The 16,148-nt window shown below is 71.2% G+C and carries 15 protein-coding genes; 5 read left to right on the forward strand and 10 right to left on the reverse strand.

From position 1 onward, the window contains the following. Positions 1-26: 26 nt before the first annotated feature. From AB0259_RS08080 to AB0259_RS08105, 6 genes are all read right to left on the reverse strand, one after another. Positions 27-1,406, reverse strand: a complete 1,380-nt coding sequence (locus tag AB0259_RS08080) for an FtsX-like permease family protein (RefSeq protein WP_366222713.1) — start codon at positions 1,404-1,406, stop codon at positions 27-29. A gap of 86 nt (positions 1,407-1,492) precedes the next feature. Continuing rightward, on the reverse strand, positions 1,493-2,254 hold the full coding sequence (locus AB0259_RS08085) for an ABC transporter ATP-binding protein (protein ID WP_251578182.1): 762 nt from the start codon (positions 2,252-2,254) through the stop codon (positions 1,493-1,495). Between the two features lie 102 nt (positions 2,255-2,356). After that, positions 2,357-2,998, reverse strand: a complete 642-nt coding sequence (locus tag AB0259_RS08090; protein WP_366222425.1) for a response regulator transcription factor — start codon at positions 2,996-2,998, stop codon at positions 2,357-2,359. A gap of 19 nt (positions 2,999-3,017) precedes the next feature. Beyond that, positions 3,018-4,181, reverse strand: a complete 1,164-nt coding sequence (locus AB0259_RS08095) for a histidine kinase (protein WP_366222424.1) — start codon at positions 4,179-4,181, stop codon at positions 3,018-3,020. A 59-nt stretch (positions 4,182-4,240) separates the two neighbouring features. Beyond that, positions 4,241-5,188, reverse strand: coding sequence for a diacylglycerol kinase family protein (locus AB0259_RS08100; protein WP_366222423.1), 948 nt, complete (start codon positions 5,186-5,188; stop codon positions 4,241-4,243). A gap of 66 nt (positions 5,189-5,254) precedes the next feature. Next, positions 5,255-5,713 carry an Lrp/AsnC family transcriptional regulator gene (locus AB0259_RS08105; protein WP_251578174.1) on the reverse strand — a complete coding sequence of 153 codons (459 nt, stop codon included), beginning with the start codon at positions 5,711-5,713 and terminating at the stop codon, positions 5,255-5,257. Positions 5,714-5,830: 117 nt separating this feature from the next. On the opposite strand from AB0259_RS08105, the gene AB0259_RS08110 reads away from it, so the two are divergent. After that, complete coding sequence (locus tag AB0259_RS08110) at positions 5,831-7,240, forward strand: DUF6421 family protein (protein WP_366222422.1); 1,410 nt, start codon at positions 5,831-5,833, stop codon at positions 7,238-7,240. 42 nt (positions 7,241-7,282) lie between these two features. On the opposite strand, the gene AB0259_RS08115 is transcribed toward AB0259_RS08110, so the two are convergent. After that, complete coding sequence (locus tag AB0259_RS08115) at positions 7,283-7,927, reverse strand: Atu4866 domain-containing protein (RefSeq protein WP_251578170.1); 645 nt, start codon at positions 7,925-7,927, stop codon at positions 7,283-7,285. 75 nt (positions 7,928-8,002) lie between these two features. Beyond that, on the reverse strand, positions 8,003-9,418 hold the full coding sequence (locus tag AB0259_RS08120; RefSeq protein WP_366222420.1) for an MFS transporter: 1,416 nt from the start codon (positions 9,416-9,418) through the stop codon (positions 8,003-8,005). A 66-nt stretch (positions 9,419-9,484) separates the two neighbouring features. Between AB0259_RS08120 and AB0259_RS08125 the strand changes: the two genes are divergently transcribed. Beyond that, positions 9,485-10,552: a low specificity L-threonine aldolase gene (locus AB0259_RS08125; RefSeq protein ID WP_366222419.1), complete on the forward strand. Its 1,068-nt coding sequence runs from the start codon at positions 9,485-9,487 to the stop codon at positions 10,550-10,552. Positions 10,553-10,555: 3 nt separating this feature from the next. On the opposite strand, the gene AB0259_RS08130 is transcribed toward AB0259_RS08125, so the two are convergent. Next, positions 10,556-11,182 (reverse strand): NUDIX hydrolase family protein, encoded by a 627-nt coding sequence (locus AB0259_RS08130; RefSeq protein ID WP_251578166.1) that lies wholly within the window; start codon positions 11,180-11,182, stop codon positions 10,556-10,558. A 92-nt stretch (positions 11,183-11,274) separates the two neighbouring features. Between AB0259_RS08130 and AB0259_RS08135 the strand changes: the two genes are divergently transcribed. After that, the gene (locus tag AB0259_RS08135) at positions 11,275-11,931 is read left to right on the forward strand and encodes a dienelactone hydrolase family protein (RefSeq protein WP_366222418.1); all 657 of its coding nucleotides are present in this window, start codon (positions 11,275-11,277) and stop codon (positions 11,929-11,931) included. Positions 11,932-11,934: 3 nt separating this feature from the next. Here AB0259_RS08135 and AB0259_RS08140 read toward each other — a convergent pair whose 3' ends face one another. After that, positions 11,935-13,020, reverse strand: a complete 1,086-nt coding sequence (locus AB0259_RS08140; protein WP_366222417.1) for a PucR family transcriptional regulator ligand-binding domain-containing protein — start codon at positions 13,018-13,020, stop codon at positions 11,935-11,937. A 173-nt stretch (positions 13,021-13,193) separates the two neighbouring features. Between AB0259_RS08140 and codB the strand changes: the two genes are divergently transcribed. Next, the gene (codB, locus tag AB0259_RS08145; RefSeq protein ID WP_251578160.1) at positions 13,194-14,525 is read left to right on the forward strand and encodes a cytosine permease; all 1,332 of its coding nucleotides are present in this window, start codon (positions 13,194-13,196) and stop codon (positions 14,523-14,525) included. Continuing rightward, positions 14,522-16,057: an amidohydrolase family protein gene (locus tag AB0259_RS08150; protein WP_366222415.1), complete on the forward strand. Its 1,536-nt coding sequence runs from the start codon at positions 14,522-14,524 to the stop codon at positions 16,055-16,057. The genes codB and AB0259_RS08150 overlap by 4 nt, the downstream gene beginning before the upstream one ends. The last annotated feature ends 91 nt before the right edge of the window (positions 16,058-16,148 follow it).

Below are 16,148 nucleotides of genomic sequence, written 5' to 3' on the forward strand. Positions count from 1 at the left end.
ACAGATCACGCGGAGGGGCGACGGTCTCACTCCGACAACGCCTCGACGGGAGCGGTGCGCGTCGCGATCCGCGTGGGGGCGACCGCGGCCGCCAGGGTCAGCGCGGCCGTCGCCACGACGACGATCGCCACGGGAAGCCAGGGGACGGCCGGCGCGACGAACGTCGGCGACATCCACAGCGGCGGGACGGCGACCGACCCGAGGAGCGACTGCGCCGCGACCCAGCCGTAGAGGACACCCAGGGTCAGGCCGAACAGCAGCGCCGTGACGGTGACGTGGGCAGCCTCGATGAGCACCATCCGACGGATCTGCGCCGACGTCAGCCCGAGCGCGCGCAGCAGACCGAGCTCGCGCTTGCGCTGGACGACACCGATCGTGAGGAGGTTCACGAGGCCGACGGCGGCGATGACCGCGCTGACGGCGACCAGGCACATCATGACCGTCGAGAACACGTCCATCATCTCGTTGAAGGACGGGTCCGGCTCGCCGCCGCCCGAGGCCGTGACGAGGGCCTTGGCGGATTCGGCGGCGACCGCGAACATCACGACGAGCGCGACACCCATGACGACGCCGATGGCCATGCGGCTCGAGCGCTCCGGGTAGCGGACGGCGTTCTCCGCCGCCAGCCGCGCGGTGACGGACCTCCCGAACAGGCGCCCGGTCGCTCGCAGGAGCGGAGGCATGATCGAGACCGCGCTGATCGCGACGGCCGTGAAGCTGAACAGACCGCCGAAGAAGGCGACGAGCACACCGACGGGGCTGAGGAGACCGAGCAGCAGCCCCCCGCCGAGGAGGAGGGCGCCCAGCGCACCCAGCACGATGGCCGTGGTCTTGCGACCCCGACCCTCGGCGATCTCCTCGCGGGAGCGCTCGACGGACCCGCCGAGGGCCTCCAGGGGCGTGACGGTGAGCACGCGTCGCGACCCGGACCAGGCAGCGACCCACGTCGTCAGGGCGACGGCGATCGTCGGGAGGAGGAGCACCGGCTGCACGGGCGACCAGTCCGACGTGACCCCGAGGGCCCGATCGAGGAAGGGAACCGCGGCAAGCATCGCGAGGGTCGTCGCACCGAGCCCGAGGAGGGCGCCGATCGCGCCGACGGTCAGTCCCTGCCGCGCGACCTCGCTCCGCTGCGACCGGGCGGTCGCGCCGATCAGCCGCAGGAGGGCGATGCGCCGGGTGCGGCCGGCGATGATGGTCGAGAACGTGTTGGCCGTCACGATGGCGGCGACGTAGACGGCCACGGCGAGCAGGATGCCGCTCAGCAGAGCCAGCACGACGATCATCGTGTCGGATGAGCCGTACATCGGGTTGGCCCTGAGCACCGCGGAGATGTACCCGGTCGCGGACAGCAGGACGACACCGAAGGCCGTCGAGATGGCCGAGACGAGGATCGTCGCGCCCATCCCCCGCTCCCGCAGCCATGCGAGACGGGACGAGCGGGCAGCGCCGGGCACGGTGGCGACGGCGGCGGCCGGAGCGGTGAGGGTGGTCACGCCGTCACCTCCGTGCTGAGCATGTGGGCCGAGATCTGCTCGGCGCTCTGACGCGGCTTGTCGGCGACGATGCGCCCGTCGCCGAGGAAGAGCACGCGGTCGGCGTACGACGCCGCGACCGGGTCATGGGTGACCATTGCGATGGACTGACCGTGCTCGGCGCTCGCCGCAGCGAGCAGCGAGAGGACCTCGCGTCCGCTGCGGGAGTCGAGGTTGCCGGTCGGCTCGTCGGCGAACACCAGGTCGGGAGCGGTCGCGAGGGCGCGGGCGATCGCGACGCGCTGCTGCTGACCGCCCGAGAGCTGGTGCGGGCGGTGTCGCAGGCGGGGCCCGAGGCCCAGGGTCTCGACGAGACCGTCGATGCGCGTGCGCTCCTGCGAGGTCGGCCGGCGGCCGTCGAGGTCGAAGGGCAGCAGGATGTTGCCGATCGCGTCGAGGGCCGGGACGAGGTTGAAGGACTGGAAGACGAAGCCCACCCGGCGCCGGCGCAGGATCGTCAGCTCGACGTCGGAGAGGCCCGTGATGTCGGTGTCGCCGATCCAGACGCGGCCGGACGCGGGGGCATCCAGTCCGGCCATGATGTGCATGAGGGTGGACTTGCCCGAGCCCGAGGGTCCCATGATCGCGGTGAACTCCCCGCGGCGGATGCCGACGGTCACGTCATCGAGCGCGCGGACGATCGACTCGCCCCCGCCGTAGGTCTTGGTCAGGTGCTGGACGCGGGCGGCGAGGCCCAGGTCGGTGGTCGTGATCTCCATGCCTCCGACGCTACGGAGCAGGCCATCCGCGCCGCGTCGGCCTGACGGCGCCTCCGCATACATCGCGAGGATGATCCGGCATCCGCCATCGGGGCGGCCGCGTCAGGCCAGGCCGTGCTCGAACGCGAAGACGACGAGCTGCACGCGGTCGCGCAGGCTGAGCTTGGCGAGGATGCGACTGACATGGGTCTTCACGGTGGCCTCGGAGAGGAACTCCCGCGCCGCGATCTCGCCGTTGGACAGCCCTCGCGCCGCGAGCTGGAAGATCTCGCGCTCGCGCTCGGTGAGGGAGCCGAAGGACGGCGGGACCGGTCGGGTCTGCTCGCCGAGCGACGCGAACAGGTCGCGGGTCGCTGCGGCGGCGATGACGGACGACCCGGCGTGGACGGTGCGGATCGCCGCGAGCAGGAACTCGGGATCGGCGTCCTTCAGCAGGAACCCGCTCGCCCCGCGCTGGATGGCGCGTGCGGCCGCCTCGTCGAGGTCGAAGGTCGTCAGCATGACGACCTTGGGCGGATCCGGGTCGGCGAGCAGCGCCTCGGTCGCGGCGAGGCCGTCCATCACCGGCATCCGGATGTCCATCATGACGACGTCGGGGCGGGTCGCGCGGACGACCTCGATGGCCTGCGCGCCGTCGGAGGCCTCGCCGACGACCTCGAGGTCGGGCTGCGAGGCGACGACCATGCGGATGCCGGCGCGGAAGAGGGCCTGGTCGTCGACGAGGACGACGCGGATCGGGGTCATGCGGGGTCTCCAGAGGGGATCATGCGGCGGGCGCGCCGATCGGCAGCGACCCCGACACGAGGAAGGACGAGCCGGCCGGCGCGGCGTCCAGACGGCCGCCGATCAGCTGCGCCCGCTCGCGCATGCCGATGAGCCCGTGCCCGGGGGCGCGCTTCTCGCCCGCCGGCGCGGCGACGAGGTCGTTGCGCACCGAGAGATCGACGCGGTCGGGATGCCACGCGAGCGCGACGTCGACCCCGCCGTCGCCGCCGTGGCGGATCGCGTTGGTCAGGGCCTCCTGCAGGATCCGGTACACGGCGAGCTGCACCGACGCCGGAACCTCGGCCGTGGGAGCGGGGTCGACGTCGACGCGCAGCGGCGTGCCCGCCGCCCGCACCTGCGCATACAGCTGCTCGAGGTCGGCGAGCGTCGGCTGCGGCCCTTCGGCCTGCGAATGGCGCATCTGAGTGAGCAGCAGCCGCACGTCCGACAGCGCCGCACGCGCCGTCGACGAGATGGTGCCGAGGGCGTCGGACTGCGCCGCCGGATCGGATGCCGCGGCGTACCGCGCACCGTCGGACTGCGCGATGATGACGGCCAGTGAGTGCGCGACGATGTCGTGCATGTCGCGGGCGATGCGCGTGCGCTCCTGCTCGGCGGCCGTCTCGGCCTCGGCGCGCGACTGCGCCGCACGATTCGCCCGGGCGCGGAGCGCCGTGCGGACGAGGGCGCCCGCGGTCCACGAGAGACCGAGCGCGAAGAGGGCGGCCAGCAGGACGAAGATCAGGGTCGGGATGTCGGACAGCGAGCCCGTGCCGATGAACGCCCACCGGAAGAGGTAGGCCGTGATCGTCCCGGCGCCGAGGACGACGGAGGAGAGCCCCAGCCAGAAGACGCGGCGGGATCCATAGGCCGCCGTCGAGTACAGGACGGCGAAGATAGCGATGTCGGCGAAGCTCGGACCGCGGCCGAACCCCATCTGCACCACGGCGCCGACCCAGGCGACGGCGAGGGCGAAACCGGGCGAGAACCGTCGCAGGCCGAGGGCGCCGGCCATGAGGAAGACGACCGGGATCGCCGACCACCCGCCGATGGGTGACGACATCGTCCCGGTGTTCAACTCGTACGGCAGCGCCACCAGCGCGAACAGCACCGCGACGGCCGCATCGACGGCGGCCTGATAGGGGCGGAGCTTGCGGAACACTCCCCCGACGCTACGCGGTCGGGCCGGTGGCGGCATCCGCCCCCGGATGTATCCCGCGGTCAGTCGCGCTCGGCGGGGAGGTAGACCCGCAGCCCGTCGGGCACCGCGCGCACCCGCATCCGGAACCCGTCGGCGCCCACCTTCTCGAGCTCGCCGTCGTGCACCCAGATGTCCGGGGCGCTTCCGGCGCCCACCTCGAGGATGAAGTCGTCGTCGAGGATGCGTTCCAGATCGGATGCCGGGGGCATCACCCGGAGTGCGCGGAGGACCTTGACGGTGTTCCTCCCGAAGGCGAGCGACGCGACGGCCCGCAGCCGTGAGCCGCGCGCGTGATGCACACGGACGTCGATGACGGCGTCGTGCAGCGTCGCCCGCTGCATCGTCGCGATCCGCTCGGGGTCGTTGCGGCCCACCCCGGCGAACACCGACCACACCCGGGCCCGCTTGCCGCCGCGCGCGACGTCGACAGGGTGCGCGCCGTGGACCTCGCGCCAGGCGGCCACGGCGCCGCCCCACCACTTGCCGAGACTCGTGCGGCGCTCGCGCTCGGCGAGGAACTCGGGGTAAGCGCCGAGCGAGACAGCGTTGAGGACCGTGATCGGCTCGCTGCCGTCGACCGACACCTCGGCGACCGCGACGGGACGCACGTGTCCCGCCGCATACGCGTCGAGGCCGGCGTCGACGTCCTCGATGCCGGCCGATCGTGCGAAGTGGTTGAACGTGCCGTTTGGGAGGACGAGCAGGGTGAGGTCGTGGCGACGGGCGAGGTGCGCGGCGCGCGAGACCGATCCGTCGCCGCCGAGGATCGCGAGGACCTGGGGCGCGTGGTCACCGGCCACGGCCGCTGCGACGACCTCGTCGAGGGTCTCGTCCTCACCCAGACGGTGCACGGTGGCGCCCGGCATCCGTCGCTGCACATCGGGGACGCGGTCGGGCCGCCCCAGCGAGGCACCCGACCGGGCGTTGGCGACGACGAGGACCTCGGAACCGATGGGGGTGTCGCTCATCCCGCCACGCTAGGGGGCGCCCTGCGCCCCGCGCCTCCCCTTGACACCCCGGCGGCGGCGGCAGCGTCAGGCCGGGGACAGGGGGCGGTGCTCGAAGAAGGTCTGAAGGACGACGGTCGTGCGCGTGTTGACCGAGGCGGCGGAGCGGATGTCGCGGATCAGCCGCTCGAGGTCGCGCGGGGTGGCCACGCGCACGAACAGCATGTAGGCCGCGTCGCCGGCGATGGAGTGGCATGCCTCGATCTCGTCGAGGTGCGCGATGAGTTCGGGCGCGTTGTCGGGCTGGCCGGGATCGAGCGGGGTGATCTCGACGAACGCCGCGAGCGGCTTGCCCGCGACCTCGGGGTCGATGACCGCGCGGTAGCCCGCGATGAGGCCGCGCGCCTCGAGGCGGCGGACCCGCGCCTGCGTCGCGGAGACCGAGAGTCCGGCGACCGCGGAGAGGTCGGCGAGCGTCGCCCGGGCGTTGGCCGACAGGGCCGCGATGATCGCGGTGTCGGCGGTGTCGGTCTCGTCTGCGGCCACGCTCCGACGGTACCGCAGACGACATCGCACAGGATCCTTCCGGTGAGAGGCTCGAAATGCAGGAAATATTCTCGTAAGATCGTCAGGAAACCGTGAGGAGCCGATAGGAGGTCCGCCATGAGCACCGTCACCACGTCGACGATCATCGGAATGCCCGAGGTCGTCGAGGACGCCCGTCAGGCGGAGACCTCCGCGGCCTGGACGATGCTGCGGGATGCCGCGACCGCCCTCCAGGAGCTGCAGATCGCCGACGGCTCGGTGCCCGAGGCCGTCGACCACGACGCCGCCCGCGGTCACGTCGAGGCGATCACCGCCGGCATCCGATCGCTCGCCCCCGCCTTCCCGCATGATGCGGCCTACCTCGAGGCGAGCGTCCGGGACTTCAAGCGCTGGGTGTCCGAGGGCTTCGGCGTGCCCGACTTCCTCGACTCGCTCGTCGCCTTCCAGCCGCAGGAGCACCGCATCGACGGGCTCCGCCACCTCGTCGTGTTCCCGATGTACACGCAGAACGGCACCCGCGACCGCAAGGTCGAGGCCGTGCTCGTCGAGACGATCTGGCCGGAGTTCATCGCCGAGCTCGAGCAGACCTACACGAACCGGCTGTTCGTCTCGTTCCGTCTGCTCGACTTCACCCCCGGGTACGACACCAACTCGGCGGTCCTCTTCCCGGAGACCGTCGCCATGCGCGAGATCCCGACGTTCACGTGGGGTGCGATCTTCCAGGACCGCGAGGCGGCACGCTACCGCCGCGTCGTGCGGGCGGCATCCGAGATCACCCGCCTGGAGCTGCCCGAGGCCGCCGCCCGGCTGCTCGACGATCAGCGGCTGGCGGAGAAGACCTTCGTGATGTGGGACCTCATCCACGACCGCACCCACATGCGGGGCGACCTGCCGTTCGACCCGTTCATGATCAAGCAGCGGATGCCGTTCTTCCTGTACTCGCTGGAGGAGCTGCGGTGCGACCTGACCGCGTTCCGCGAGTGCGTCGCCATCGAGAAGGACCTGTCGGCGAAGGCGCAGCTGACGGATGCCGAAGCCGAGATGCTCGAGCACGCGGGCCTCGTGCAGTACGCCGTCCTCTTCGATCGCATCTTCCGCTTCGCGATCACCGGCACCCGCGTCCGCAACTACGACGGCCTCGGCGGTCAGCTGCTGTTCGCCTGGCTGCACCAGCGCGGCGTCCTGCACTGGACCGACACGTCGCTCGCGTTCGAGTGGGACCGCGTCGCCGACGCCGTGATCGCGCTGAGCGACGCGATCGACCGCCTCTACTGGGAGTCGATCGACCGCCCCAAGGTCGCCCACTGGCTCGCCGCCTACGACCTCGTCCGCCAGACGGTCACCCCCCACCCCGCCTCGCAGTGGGCGCGCGGCCTCTCTGACGAGATCCTCGCGGGACCCCCGAAGGGCTACACCGACGCCGTGATGGACGACGAGTTCCCGCTGTCGATGTTCTTCGAGGCCCTCGAGAAGAAGATGCGTCCCGTCATCGCCGGCGTCGCCGGCATCCGGGCCACCGACGCCTGATCCGCCGGCGGCCGGCTCCGGGGGGATGCCGGCCGCCGCGGATCAGTGCACCGGGCGGAGGACGAAGCCCGCGTGATGGAGGACGTCGCCGTGGAACTGGCCGAAAGCCCAGAATCCGGTGTCGTCGAGATAGGTGACCCGATCCCCGTCGATCCAGTAGCGGCCCGTGTAGGCGTCACGACGGCCGCCGCGCGTCTCCGTGTACCGTCCGTTCGACAGCAGGTGCTGCGTCATATCGCGGATGGTGTCGCGGTAGGCGCCCAGCCTCCCGTCCGCAGAGACACCCGAGCCCTCATCCTCAGGCCGCACCGGCACGCCGTCTCTGACCAACACCGCACCGTCGACGACCACGGCACGCAGCTGCCGTGGGTGGACGACGAGCTGATGGCGGATGCTGCTCGCCGAGACGGAGCCGGCGACGAGGGCGAACGAGGCCGGGTTGCCCGGAACGAGGTCGAAGGCATCGGATGCCGGTGGTTCCGCCTCGTCGAACACCGTGTCGACCAGGAGCGGAACGACCGACGCCCCCGAGCCGTCGATGCGTATCGGGTCCGGTGCGGCCCGGGCGACGATCCGCCCGCCCTCGGTGGCCAGATCTCCCGTCCTGACGTGTTCAGGGCTGACATGGACGCGCGCATCCGTGATCACCAGGGCGGGGATCGCGGTGTCGGTCGCGGTGTTCGTCATACTCTCAGTCTCGCCGAAGGGCGCCTACGCGGAAGGCCGCGTCACGGCCACCTACGACGCGCGCCCTTCGCGGGCTCAGTCCGCGGCGACGCCGCCCGCGGCTTCGCGGGACGAGGACGGGATGCCGGGACCCCCGGCATCCGCTTCGGTCGTCTCGGGCGCCTCGCGGTACTCCGCGGACAGGGTCCGATACGAGCGGGTCAGGAACGCGGCGAGCGCCGCCGCCACCATGATCAGCCCGCCGACGAGGAAGATCAGCGCGATGCCGCGCATCTCCCCCTCGCCGAGCAGCCACGACCAGGTGCGTCGGCCCTCGTCGGTGCGCAGATAGGGGATGACCCAGAACTCGGCGATCGGTGCGATCGCGAACGACGTGATCGGCCCGGTCGACACCTCGAGCGCCGTCGCGGCGCCGAACACCCGGCCCTGCCGCTCGAACGGGACGACCTTCTGGATCACCGTCTGCTCGGCGGACTCGATCACGGGGATGAGGGTCATGTACGCCCAGATTCCCAGCGCGTACAGCCACCACCACTCGCGCAGCGTGAACACCGCACCGAGGAGCCCCATGACGGCGACCGCCAGCAGGAGCGTGCGGATCGGGTTCTTCCCGAGGCCCTTCGCCGCGATGATGCCGCCGCCGATGAGGAAGCCGGTCGCCGTCACGGCCAGCACGGCACCCCAGATCCTGACGTCGAACAGCTCGAGTCCGTAGGGGTCCATCAGCGCCATGTAGAGGCCGCCGATGAGGTTGTTGAACGTCGAGAAGAGGATGAGCGCGAACAGTCCCGGGACGGCACGGATGGCCGCGGCCGCTCCTCGGATGTCGAGGATCTTCGACCCCGGATCGGGCGTCGGTTGATCCTCGGGGATGCGGACGAACAGCAGGTGGACGAGCGGCACCGCCGTGAAGGCGATCGCGACGGCGAGCGTCCATCCCATGCCGACCAGGCCGATCGCGAGGCCCGACAGCGCGCTCGTCACGATGAAGGCGATGCCCTGCACGGTGCCGACGAGCCCGTTGGCGTTCGCATGGCGTTCGGTGGGCACGAGGAGGGTCACCGTGGTGGACAGGGCGATGTTGCGGAGGTTCTCCACCACCGCGCCGATGAGGATGATGCTCGAGAACAGCCAGAACCAGGGGCCGCCGAGGTCGAGGATCGCGGACTCGGGCTGCGCGAGGTAGATGGCCCCGGCGGCGAGGAAGGCGGCCAGCGTGAACACGCCGGAGAACACCATCACGGCGTGCTTGCGGTACCGGTCGACGAGCGTGCCGAACACCATGCCGAAGATCGCGAGCAGCAGCATGTACGCGCCGCCGATGATGCCCGTCGCGAGCACCGACTCCGTCTCGAGGTAGACCCAGAAGGTCAGCGCGAACCAGAGGAAGCTCGTGGTGACGTTCGCGACGGCCGTGTTCACGAGCACGTGCAGGAAGGTGCGCATACCGCCCGGCGGAACCGTGCGCGTCGGAGTCGTCGCGTCGCTCATGCGGTGAGGGTAGCGCCGGGCGCCGACACGGGGAAGACAGAGGCCGCGGCGACCTAGGCTGGAGGGGTGACGACGCTCCACGACCCGACGATCCGTTCCTTCGCCAGCGACAACTACTCGGGCGTGCACCCCGAGGTCCTCGCCGCCCTCGCCGCCGCCAACGACGGGCACCAGATCGCCTACGGCGAGGACGTCTACACGGAGCGTCTGCAGCAGGTCTTCGCGCGTCACTTCGGCGAGGAGGCGCAGGCGTTCCCGGTCTTCAACGGCACCGGAGCGAACGTCACCGGCCTGCAGTCGATGCTGCCGCGGTGGGGAGCCGTGGTCGCGGCATCCACCGCCCACATCAACGTCGACGAAGGCGGCGCTCCCGAGAAGGTCGCCGGCATCAAGATCCTCAACGTGCCCACCGACGACGGCAAGCTGACCCCCGAGCTCGTCGACCGCGAGGCGTGGGGTTGGGGCGACGAGCACCGCGCGCAGCCGCTCGTCGTGTCGATCACCCAGTCGACCGAACTGGGCACGCTCTACACCCCCGACGAGATCCGCGCCCTCGCCGACCACGCGCACGCGCGCGGCATGCGGCTGCACCTCGACGGCGCGCGCCTGTCGAACGCCGCCGCAGCCCTCGACCTGCCGATCCGGGCCTTCACGCGCGACGCGGGAGTCGACGTCGTGAGCGCCGGCGGAACGAAGAACGGCGCCCTCGCTGCGGAGGCGATCGTCGTGCTCGACCCCGCGGCATCCGCAGGTCTCCCCTTCCTGCGCAAGCTCAACATGCAGCTCTCCTCGAAGATGCGCTTCGTGTCTGCACAGCTGATCGCGCTCTACGAGGACGACCTCTATCTGCGCAACGCACGTCACGCGAACGGGATGGCGGCACGCCTGCGCTCCGCGGTCGAGGCGGGTCTCGCGGACGGGTCGATCGCCGGGGTGCGCTTCAGCCAGCCGACGCAGGCCAACGGCGTCTTCGCGATCCTGCCCGACGGCGTGGCCGACCGGCTGCGCGAGTCGTTCCGCTTCTACGACTGGGACGCCTCGAAGAACGAGGTGCGCTGGATGTGCTCGTTCGACACGACCGAGTCCGACGTCGACGCGTTCGTCGCCGAGCTCTCCCGCCTGACGCGCGGCTGACGCCTACCGAAGCGCGCCGACCGAGGCGAGCGCCTGGCGCACGAGCGTCGAGCGACCACCCTCCATCTCGGCGGCGAGGGCGTCGGATGCCGCTTCCTCGGGCGACATCCAGGTGACCTCGAGCGCGTCCTGGCGCGGTTCGCACGTTCCCGTCACCGGCACGACGAAGGCGAGCGACACCGCGTGCTGCCGGTCGTCGTGGAACGCGCTCACGCCGGGGATCGGGAAGTACTCGGCGACCGTGAACGGCGCCGGCTGCGGCGGCAGGAGCGGGAAGGCCATCGGGCCGAGGTCGTTCTCGAGGTGGCGGAACAGCGCGTCGCGCACGGTCTCGCCGTAGCGCACGCGGCCCGACACGATGGTGCGCGAGATCTCGCCCATGGGCGTCGCGCGCAGCAGGATGCCGACCTCGGTCACCGCTCCCATGCCGTCCAGCCGCACCGGCACGGCCTCGACGTAGAGCATCGGCAGACGACGGCGGGCCTCCGCGAGCTCGACGTCGCTCAGCCATGCGGGGTTGCCGGCGGAGCCCGGGCGGCCCATCGAGGAGCCGAGCCCCCGCAGCGGATCGCGCGCGGATCCCTCGTCGTCGCGCTCGTTCGGGTCGGGGTCGGGAGTGCGGACGGCCATGCCTCCATGTATACCCGAGCGGATGCCGCGCCGCCCCGCACGGGCCCCCGGCAGCCCGCCCGGGTGTCGGCAGCCTGGTGCAGGATGGACGCATGGTCGCCGCTCCGCTGGATCCCGACGCCGTCCTGTGGTCCGCGCCCGCCGAGGACCGGGGCGAGCGGCCGCTGCTCGTCCTGCTGCACGGGTACGGCTCGCACGAGGGCGACCTGTTCGGGCTCGTGCCGCATCTGCCCGCGGAGTTCGTGGCGGCGGCGGTGCGCGCGCCGCTCGCGCCGCGCTTCCCGATGCCCGGGTACTCCTGGTTCACGATCGACGGCGTGGAGAGCCGCGACCACGACGAGGTCATCGCGTCGACCGAGGCCGTCTGGGACTGGGTCGACGCTGTGCGGGGGGACGCGGCATCCGTCGGTCTCCTCGGCTTCTCGCAGGGCGGCGTCATCGCGCTGCAGATGCTGCGGATGCGGCCGCGCGATGCGGCGTTCGCGGTGAACCTGGCGGGTTACGCGTTCCCCGAGCCGTCGGCCGGCGACACGGAGCTGGCCCAGGTGCGCCCACCGGTCTTCTGGGGGCGCGGCGCCCGCGACGAGGTCATCCCGCCCCGGTTCGTCGACCACACGGCGCAGTGGCTGCCCGGGCACGTCGACCTCAGCGGGCGCGTCTACCCGGACCTCGCGCACAGCGTCTCGGCCGAGGAGCTCGCCGACGTGCGCGTGTTCCTCGAGAAGCAGGTCGCGAAGCGCGCGGGCTGAGCGTCACCCCGCCGCGGCGAGCGCGACCAGGAACGCGGCACGACCCCGCGTCTCGAGCGGGCTGAGTCCGGTGAGCGCCTCGATGCGACCGACGCGCTTGCGAACGGTGTTGACGTGGACGAACAGCTCCTCGGCGGCCGCCTGCACCGAACCGTCGAGGCGGCAGAGGTGTTCCAGCGTCTCGACGAGCGCCGTGCGATGACGGGCGTCGTAGTCTGCGACCGGGGCGAGGAGCCGGTCGCGGAAGGGGGCGAGCTGCTCCGGAGTGAGGCGCTCGATCAATCCGTCCCACGTGGCGAGATCCCGCGGACCGCGCGACGCACCATGACGAGACGCGAGGGATGCCGCGGCCACCGCCTCCCGAAGCGCACCGGCGAGCGCGCCGGGGTCGGCGGGACCGCTCCAGCCGACGTCCGCACCGAGCAGATCATTCGGCGGCGGACCGGGCCGGGTCGCAGGCACGATCGCGATCGAGTGACCGCCGGTCGTGCCGACGAGCGAGCGGCCTCCGGGCCGCAGGACTCGCCCCCGAGCGGCGAGCACCCAGACGCCGGGCACGGCGCCGAGGGCCGCGTCGAGCTGTTCGCGGAGGACGACGGGACTGGCGAGACCTCGGCGGACCATGTCGAGGATCGCCCCCACCGATTCGCGCGCGAGCTCCTCGGCGTCATGCCGCTGCTGCTCGTGGGCGATCCGTCGCGTGATCTCGAGGAACGGGACGTCGGGCGGGACCGACAGAACGGCGATCCCCGCCGCATTCGCCGCCGCGATGAGCGGTCGAGGAACGGCCGAATCCACAACGCCGAGGGCGTAGCCGATGGCAGCGGGACGGGTGCGGAGGACACTGGCGACGAAGGCGCGCTGCGATGCGGCATCCCGCATCGAGATCCCCGAGGTCAGCACGAGTTCACCGCCCCGCAGATAGGGGGAGGGATCGAGGAGGTCGGTCGGCAGTCCCCACCGCACCGTGCGATCGAGGCCGACGGGAGCCCCGACCAGATCGACCCGCGGCTGCCCCCAGTGGATGAGATCCGAGACGCGGAGGACATCGACATCCGCGTCGCCGAGGCTCGGAACGACGGAGGTCATGCCGCCCACGGTACGACCGGACCGTTTCCCGTCGATGACGCGCCCGTTTCCGGCGGGTGGAGATCCGCACACCGCGCACACCGACGACCTGTCACCCGATCCACTCTTCGACCTCGCGCAACGGATCCGAAACACAGCGCCGGTGTGATGTGACCACTCGGAAAGGAGTGCTCATGACCTCGACCACAGCCGCACCCGCCGCACCGGAGCGCGTCGACCGCGACTACCCGCTCGGTCGCGTCCCCCGCAGCGCCCGTCAGGGGTGGTTCGCCATCCTCGTCGTCGTCGCGGGCTTCATCTTCTTCACGCCCACCATGGTCACCGGGGGCCAGGTCGCGGGCGCGTTCGGCTTCGCCGCCTTCGTCGGCCTGGCCGCGATCGCCTCGGTCGTCCTCGCGCTCTACATCGCGACACTCGGCGCGACGAGCGCCGCGACCGGCCTGTCGACGGTCCTGCTCGCACGCCTCTCCCTCGGCCGCGTCGGCGGCAAGTGGGCCTCGATCGTCCTCGGCGGCACGCAGGTCGGCTGGTACGGCATCACCGTCGGCATCTTCGCCGACCTGCTCGCCTCCGCGATCGGCTGGGAGGTCTCGTGGCCGCTCGCGATCTTCGGCGGGCTGCTGATGGCGACGACCGCCTACTGGGGCTTCAAGGGCATCGAGATCCTGTCCTGGGTCTCGGTCCCCCTCATGTTCGCGCTCTGCATCTGGATCACCGTGGTCTCGGTCGACGAGGTCGGCGGCTGGGGTGCGATGTTCGCGACGACGGGAGACGGTTCGCTCTCGCCGGGTCTGGCCCTCACGATGATGATCGGCACGTTCATCTCCGGCGGAACGCAGGTCGGCAACTGGACGCGATTCGCGAAGAGTCCCCGCACGGCATTCCTCATCTGCCTCGGCGTCCTCCTCGTCATCGAGACCGCCATGCTCGTCTTCGGCGGCATCGGCGCGATCGCGTTCGGCGAGCCCGACTTCACCGCCCTGCTGTTCACGATGGGGCTCGCGCTCATGGGCGTCCTCCTGCTGACCTTCAACCTCTGGACCACGAACGACAACACGGCCTACGCCTTCGGCGTCGCCGGTGCCGAGCTCGCGAACCGCAACGACAAGCGCCCCTTCATCGTCATCGGCGTCATCGTCGGCATCGCCCTCGCGGTCACCGGTGTCGCGAACGCCCTGACCGGATTCCTCGTGACCCTCGGCACCGTCATCCCGCCGCTCGGCGGGGTCATCATCGGCACGTACCTCTTCGTGTGGCGGCGACGCGACCCGGGCACCGACGTCACCCGCGTGGGCGCGTTCGTCTGGCCGGGCATCATCGCGTACCTGCTGGGCACGGCGGCCGCCGCGTTCGGCGCCTTCACCGGCATCGGCAGCCCCGCCGTCCAGGGGATCATCGTGGCCATCCTCGCCGCACCGCTCTGCCACGCGGCGGCGCGCCGCATCACGGGCGCCCCGACGGCCGATGCGGGATCCGAGCCCGTCGAGACGGAGGCCCGCGCATGACCGGGACCTTCATCCGGGGCGCCCAGGTGATCACGATGGACGCCGCCACAGGGTCGTCACCCGTGCCGCGGGACCTCCGCATCGAGGACGGCGTCTTCGTCGAGATCGGCACGGAACTCGCCCCGCATCCGGGTGACCAGGTCATCGAGGGGGCGGGCACGCTCATCACACCCGGCTTCGTCAACGCGCACACCCACTCGTGGGAGTACCTCTACAAGGGTCGCTACGACAACATGCCGCTCGAACTGTGGATGCTGTACTCCTATCCGATCCTGGGCGGCACCCCGACGCACCCCGACATCGTGCGGCTGCGGACGCTCATGTTCGCGATGGAGTCGATGAAGAACGGCGTCACGACCCTCGTCGACGACGTCCTCGAAACCCCCGGTCAGGACCTCGACCAGCTCGCGGCCGTCGCAGGTGCGTACGAGAGCATCGGCATCCGGGCGAACGTCTCGGGCCACGTCATCAACCGGCCCTTCGTCGACACACTGCCCTTCGTGACCGACTGGCTCCCCGACGAGCTCGTCGAGCAGGTGCGGGCGCAGCCGGTGCTGACGGCCGACGAGTACCTCGATTACTCTCGCACCGCCTTCGAGCGTCACCACGGAACCGCCGGCGGGCGCCTCCGGTACATGCTCGCGCCGTCCGGGCCGCAGCGGTGCACCGACGATCTGCTCGTCGGCGCGACCGAGCTCGCGGCCGAGTACGACGCCGAGGTGCACATCCACGTGCTCGAGACGAAGACGCAGGCGGTCACCGGTGACGAGCTGTACGGCGGGCAGACCCTCGTCGAGCACCTCGACACCATCGGCGCGATGAGCCGTCGGACGACCTTCGCGCACGGCATCTGGGTCACCGACGAGGACATCGAGCGCATCGCTCGACGCGGGACGTCCGTATCGCACAACACGATCTCGAACCTGAAGCTCGGCTCCGGCGTGCTGCCATGGCGGCGCTACCACGATGCGGGCGTCAACCTGGGCCTCGGCACCGATGGCTGCTCGTCGAGCGACACCCCTCGTCTGATGGAGGTCATGAAGACGGCCGCGCTGCTGCACAAGGTGTCCGAGCCCAATCCGGCCCGGTGGTCCACGGTCGACGAGGTGCTGACCGCCGCGACCATCGGCGGTGCGCGGAGCGCGGTCCTCGACCGCACCGTCGGGTCGATCGAGGTGGGCAAGCGCGCCGACCTCGTCATGTTCGACACCGGGACGCTCGCCTTCCTCCCGACGAACAGACTCGAGAACCACCTGGTCTACAGCGAGAACGGCTCGTCCATCGTCCGTGTCATGGTCGACGGCGTGACGACCGTCGAGGACGGCCGCCTCACTCTCATCGACGAGGACGCCGTCATCGCCGCCTTCCGCGCCGAAATGCCCGCCATCCGCGCGGAGCAGGATCGGCTGGACCGCGTGAACGACGCATTCGCACCGGCGTTCTCGCGCATGTACGAGCTCGCGTCGGGCCGGCAGGCCGCGGTCAATCGTTGGACCGGCGACGAACGCGCCTGGGTGCACGAGCGGGTCTGATGCCGAGCGGATGCCGGGGCTCGCCGCCGTGGAGATCATGGCGGCCCCTGGCATCCGCTCGTCGTGGTGGCTACCATGGTCAAGTCCCTGT

This window comes from Microbacterium sp. NPDC080005, from assembly GCF_040702445.1.
Lineage (GTDB): Bacteria > Actinomycetota > Actinomycetes > Actinomycetales > Microbacteriaceae > Microbacterium > Microbacterium oleivorans_D.

What these genes read in the sequence shown, in the direction of transcription:
- AB0259_RS08080 (WP_366222713.1), bottom strand. Translation starts at nt 1,406, where the DNA reads ATGGGCGCGACGATCCTCGTCTCGGCCATCTCGACGGCCTTCGGTGTC.
- AB0259_RS08085 (WP_251578182.1), bottom strand. Translation starts at nt 2,254, where the DNA reads ATGGAGATCACGACCACCGACCTGGGCCTCGCCGCCCGCGTCCAGCAC.
- AB0259_RS08090 (WP_366222425.1), bottom strand. Translation starts at nt 2,998, where the DNA reads ATGACCCCGATCCGCGTCGTCCTCGTCGACGACCAGGCCCTCTTCCGC.
- AB0259_RS08100 (WP_366222423.1), bottom strand. Translation starts at nt 5,188, where the DNA reads ATGAGCGACACCCCCATCGGTTCCGAGGTCCTCGTCGTCGCCAACGCC.
- AB0259_RS08110 (WP_366222422.1), top strand. Translation starts at nt 5,831, where the DNA reads ATGAGCACCGTCACCACGTCGACGATCATCGGAATGCCCGAGGTCGTC.
- AB0259_RS08115 (WP_251578170.1), bottom strand. Translation starts at nt 7,927, where the DNA reads ATGACGAACACCGCGACCGACACCGCGATCCCCGCCCTGGTGATCACG.
- AB0259_RS08120 (WP_366222420.1), bottom strand. Translation starts at nt 9,418, where the DNA reads ATGAGCGACGCGACGACTCCGACGCGCACGGTTCCGCCGGGCGGTATG.
- AB0259_RS08130 (WP_251578166.1), bottom strand. Translation starts at nt 11,182, where the DNA reads ATGGCCGTCCGCACTCCCGACCCCGACCCGAACGAGCGCGACGACGAG.
- AB0259_RS08135 (WP_366222418.1), top strand. Translation starts at nt 11,275, where the DNA reads ATGGTCGCCGCTCCGCTGGATCCCGACGCCGTCCTGTGGTCCGCGCCC.
- AB0259_RS08140 (WP_366222417.1), bottom strand. Translation starts at nt 13,020, where the DNA reads ATGACCTCCGTCGTTCCGAGCCTCGGCGACGCGGATGTCGATGTCCTC.
- codB (WP_251578160.1), top strand. Translation starts at nt 13,194, where the DNA reads ATGACCTCGACCACAGCCGCACCCGCCGCACCGGAGCGCGTCGACCGC.
- AB0259_RS08150 (WP_366222415.1), top strand. Translation starts at nt 14,522, where the DNA reads ATGACCGGGACCTTCATCCGGGGCGCCCAGGTGATCACGATGGACGCC.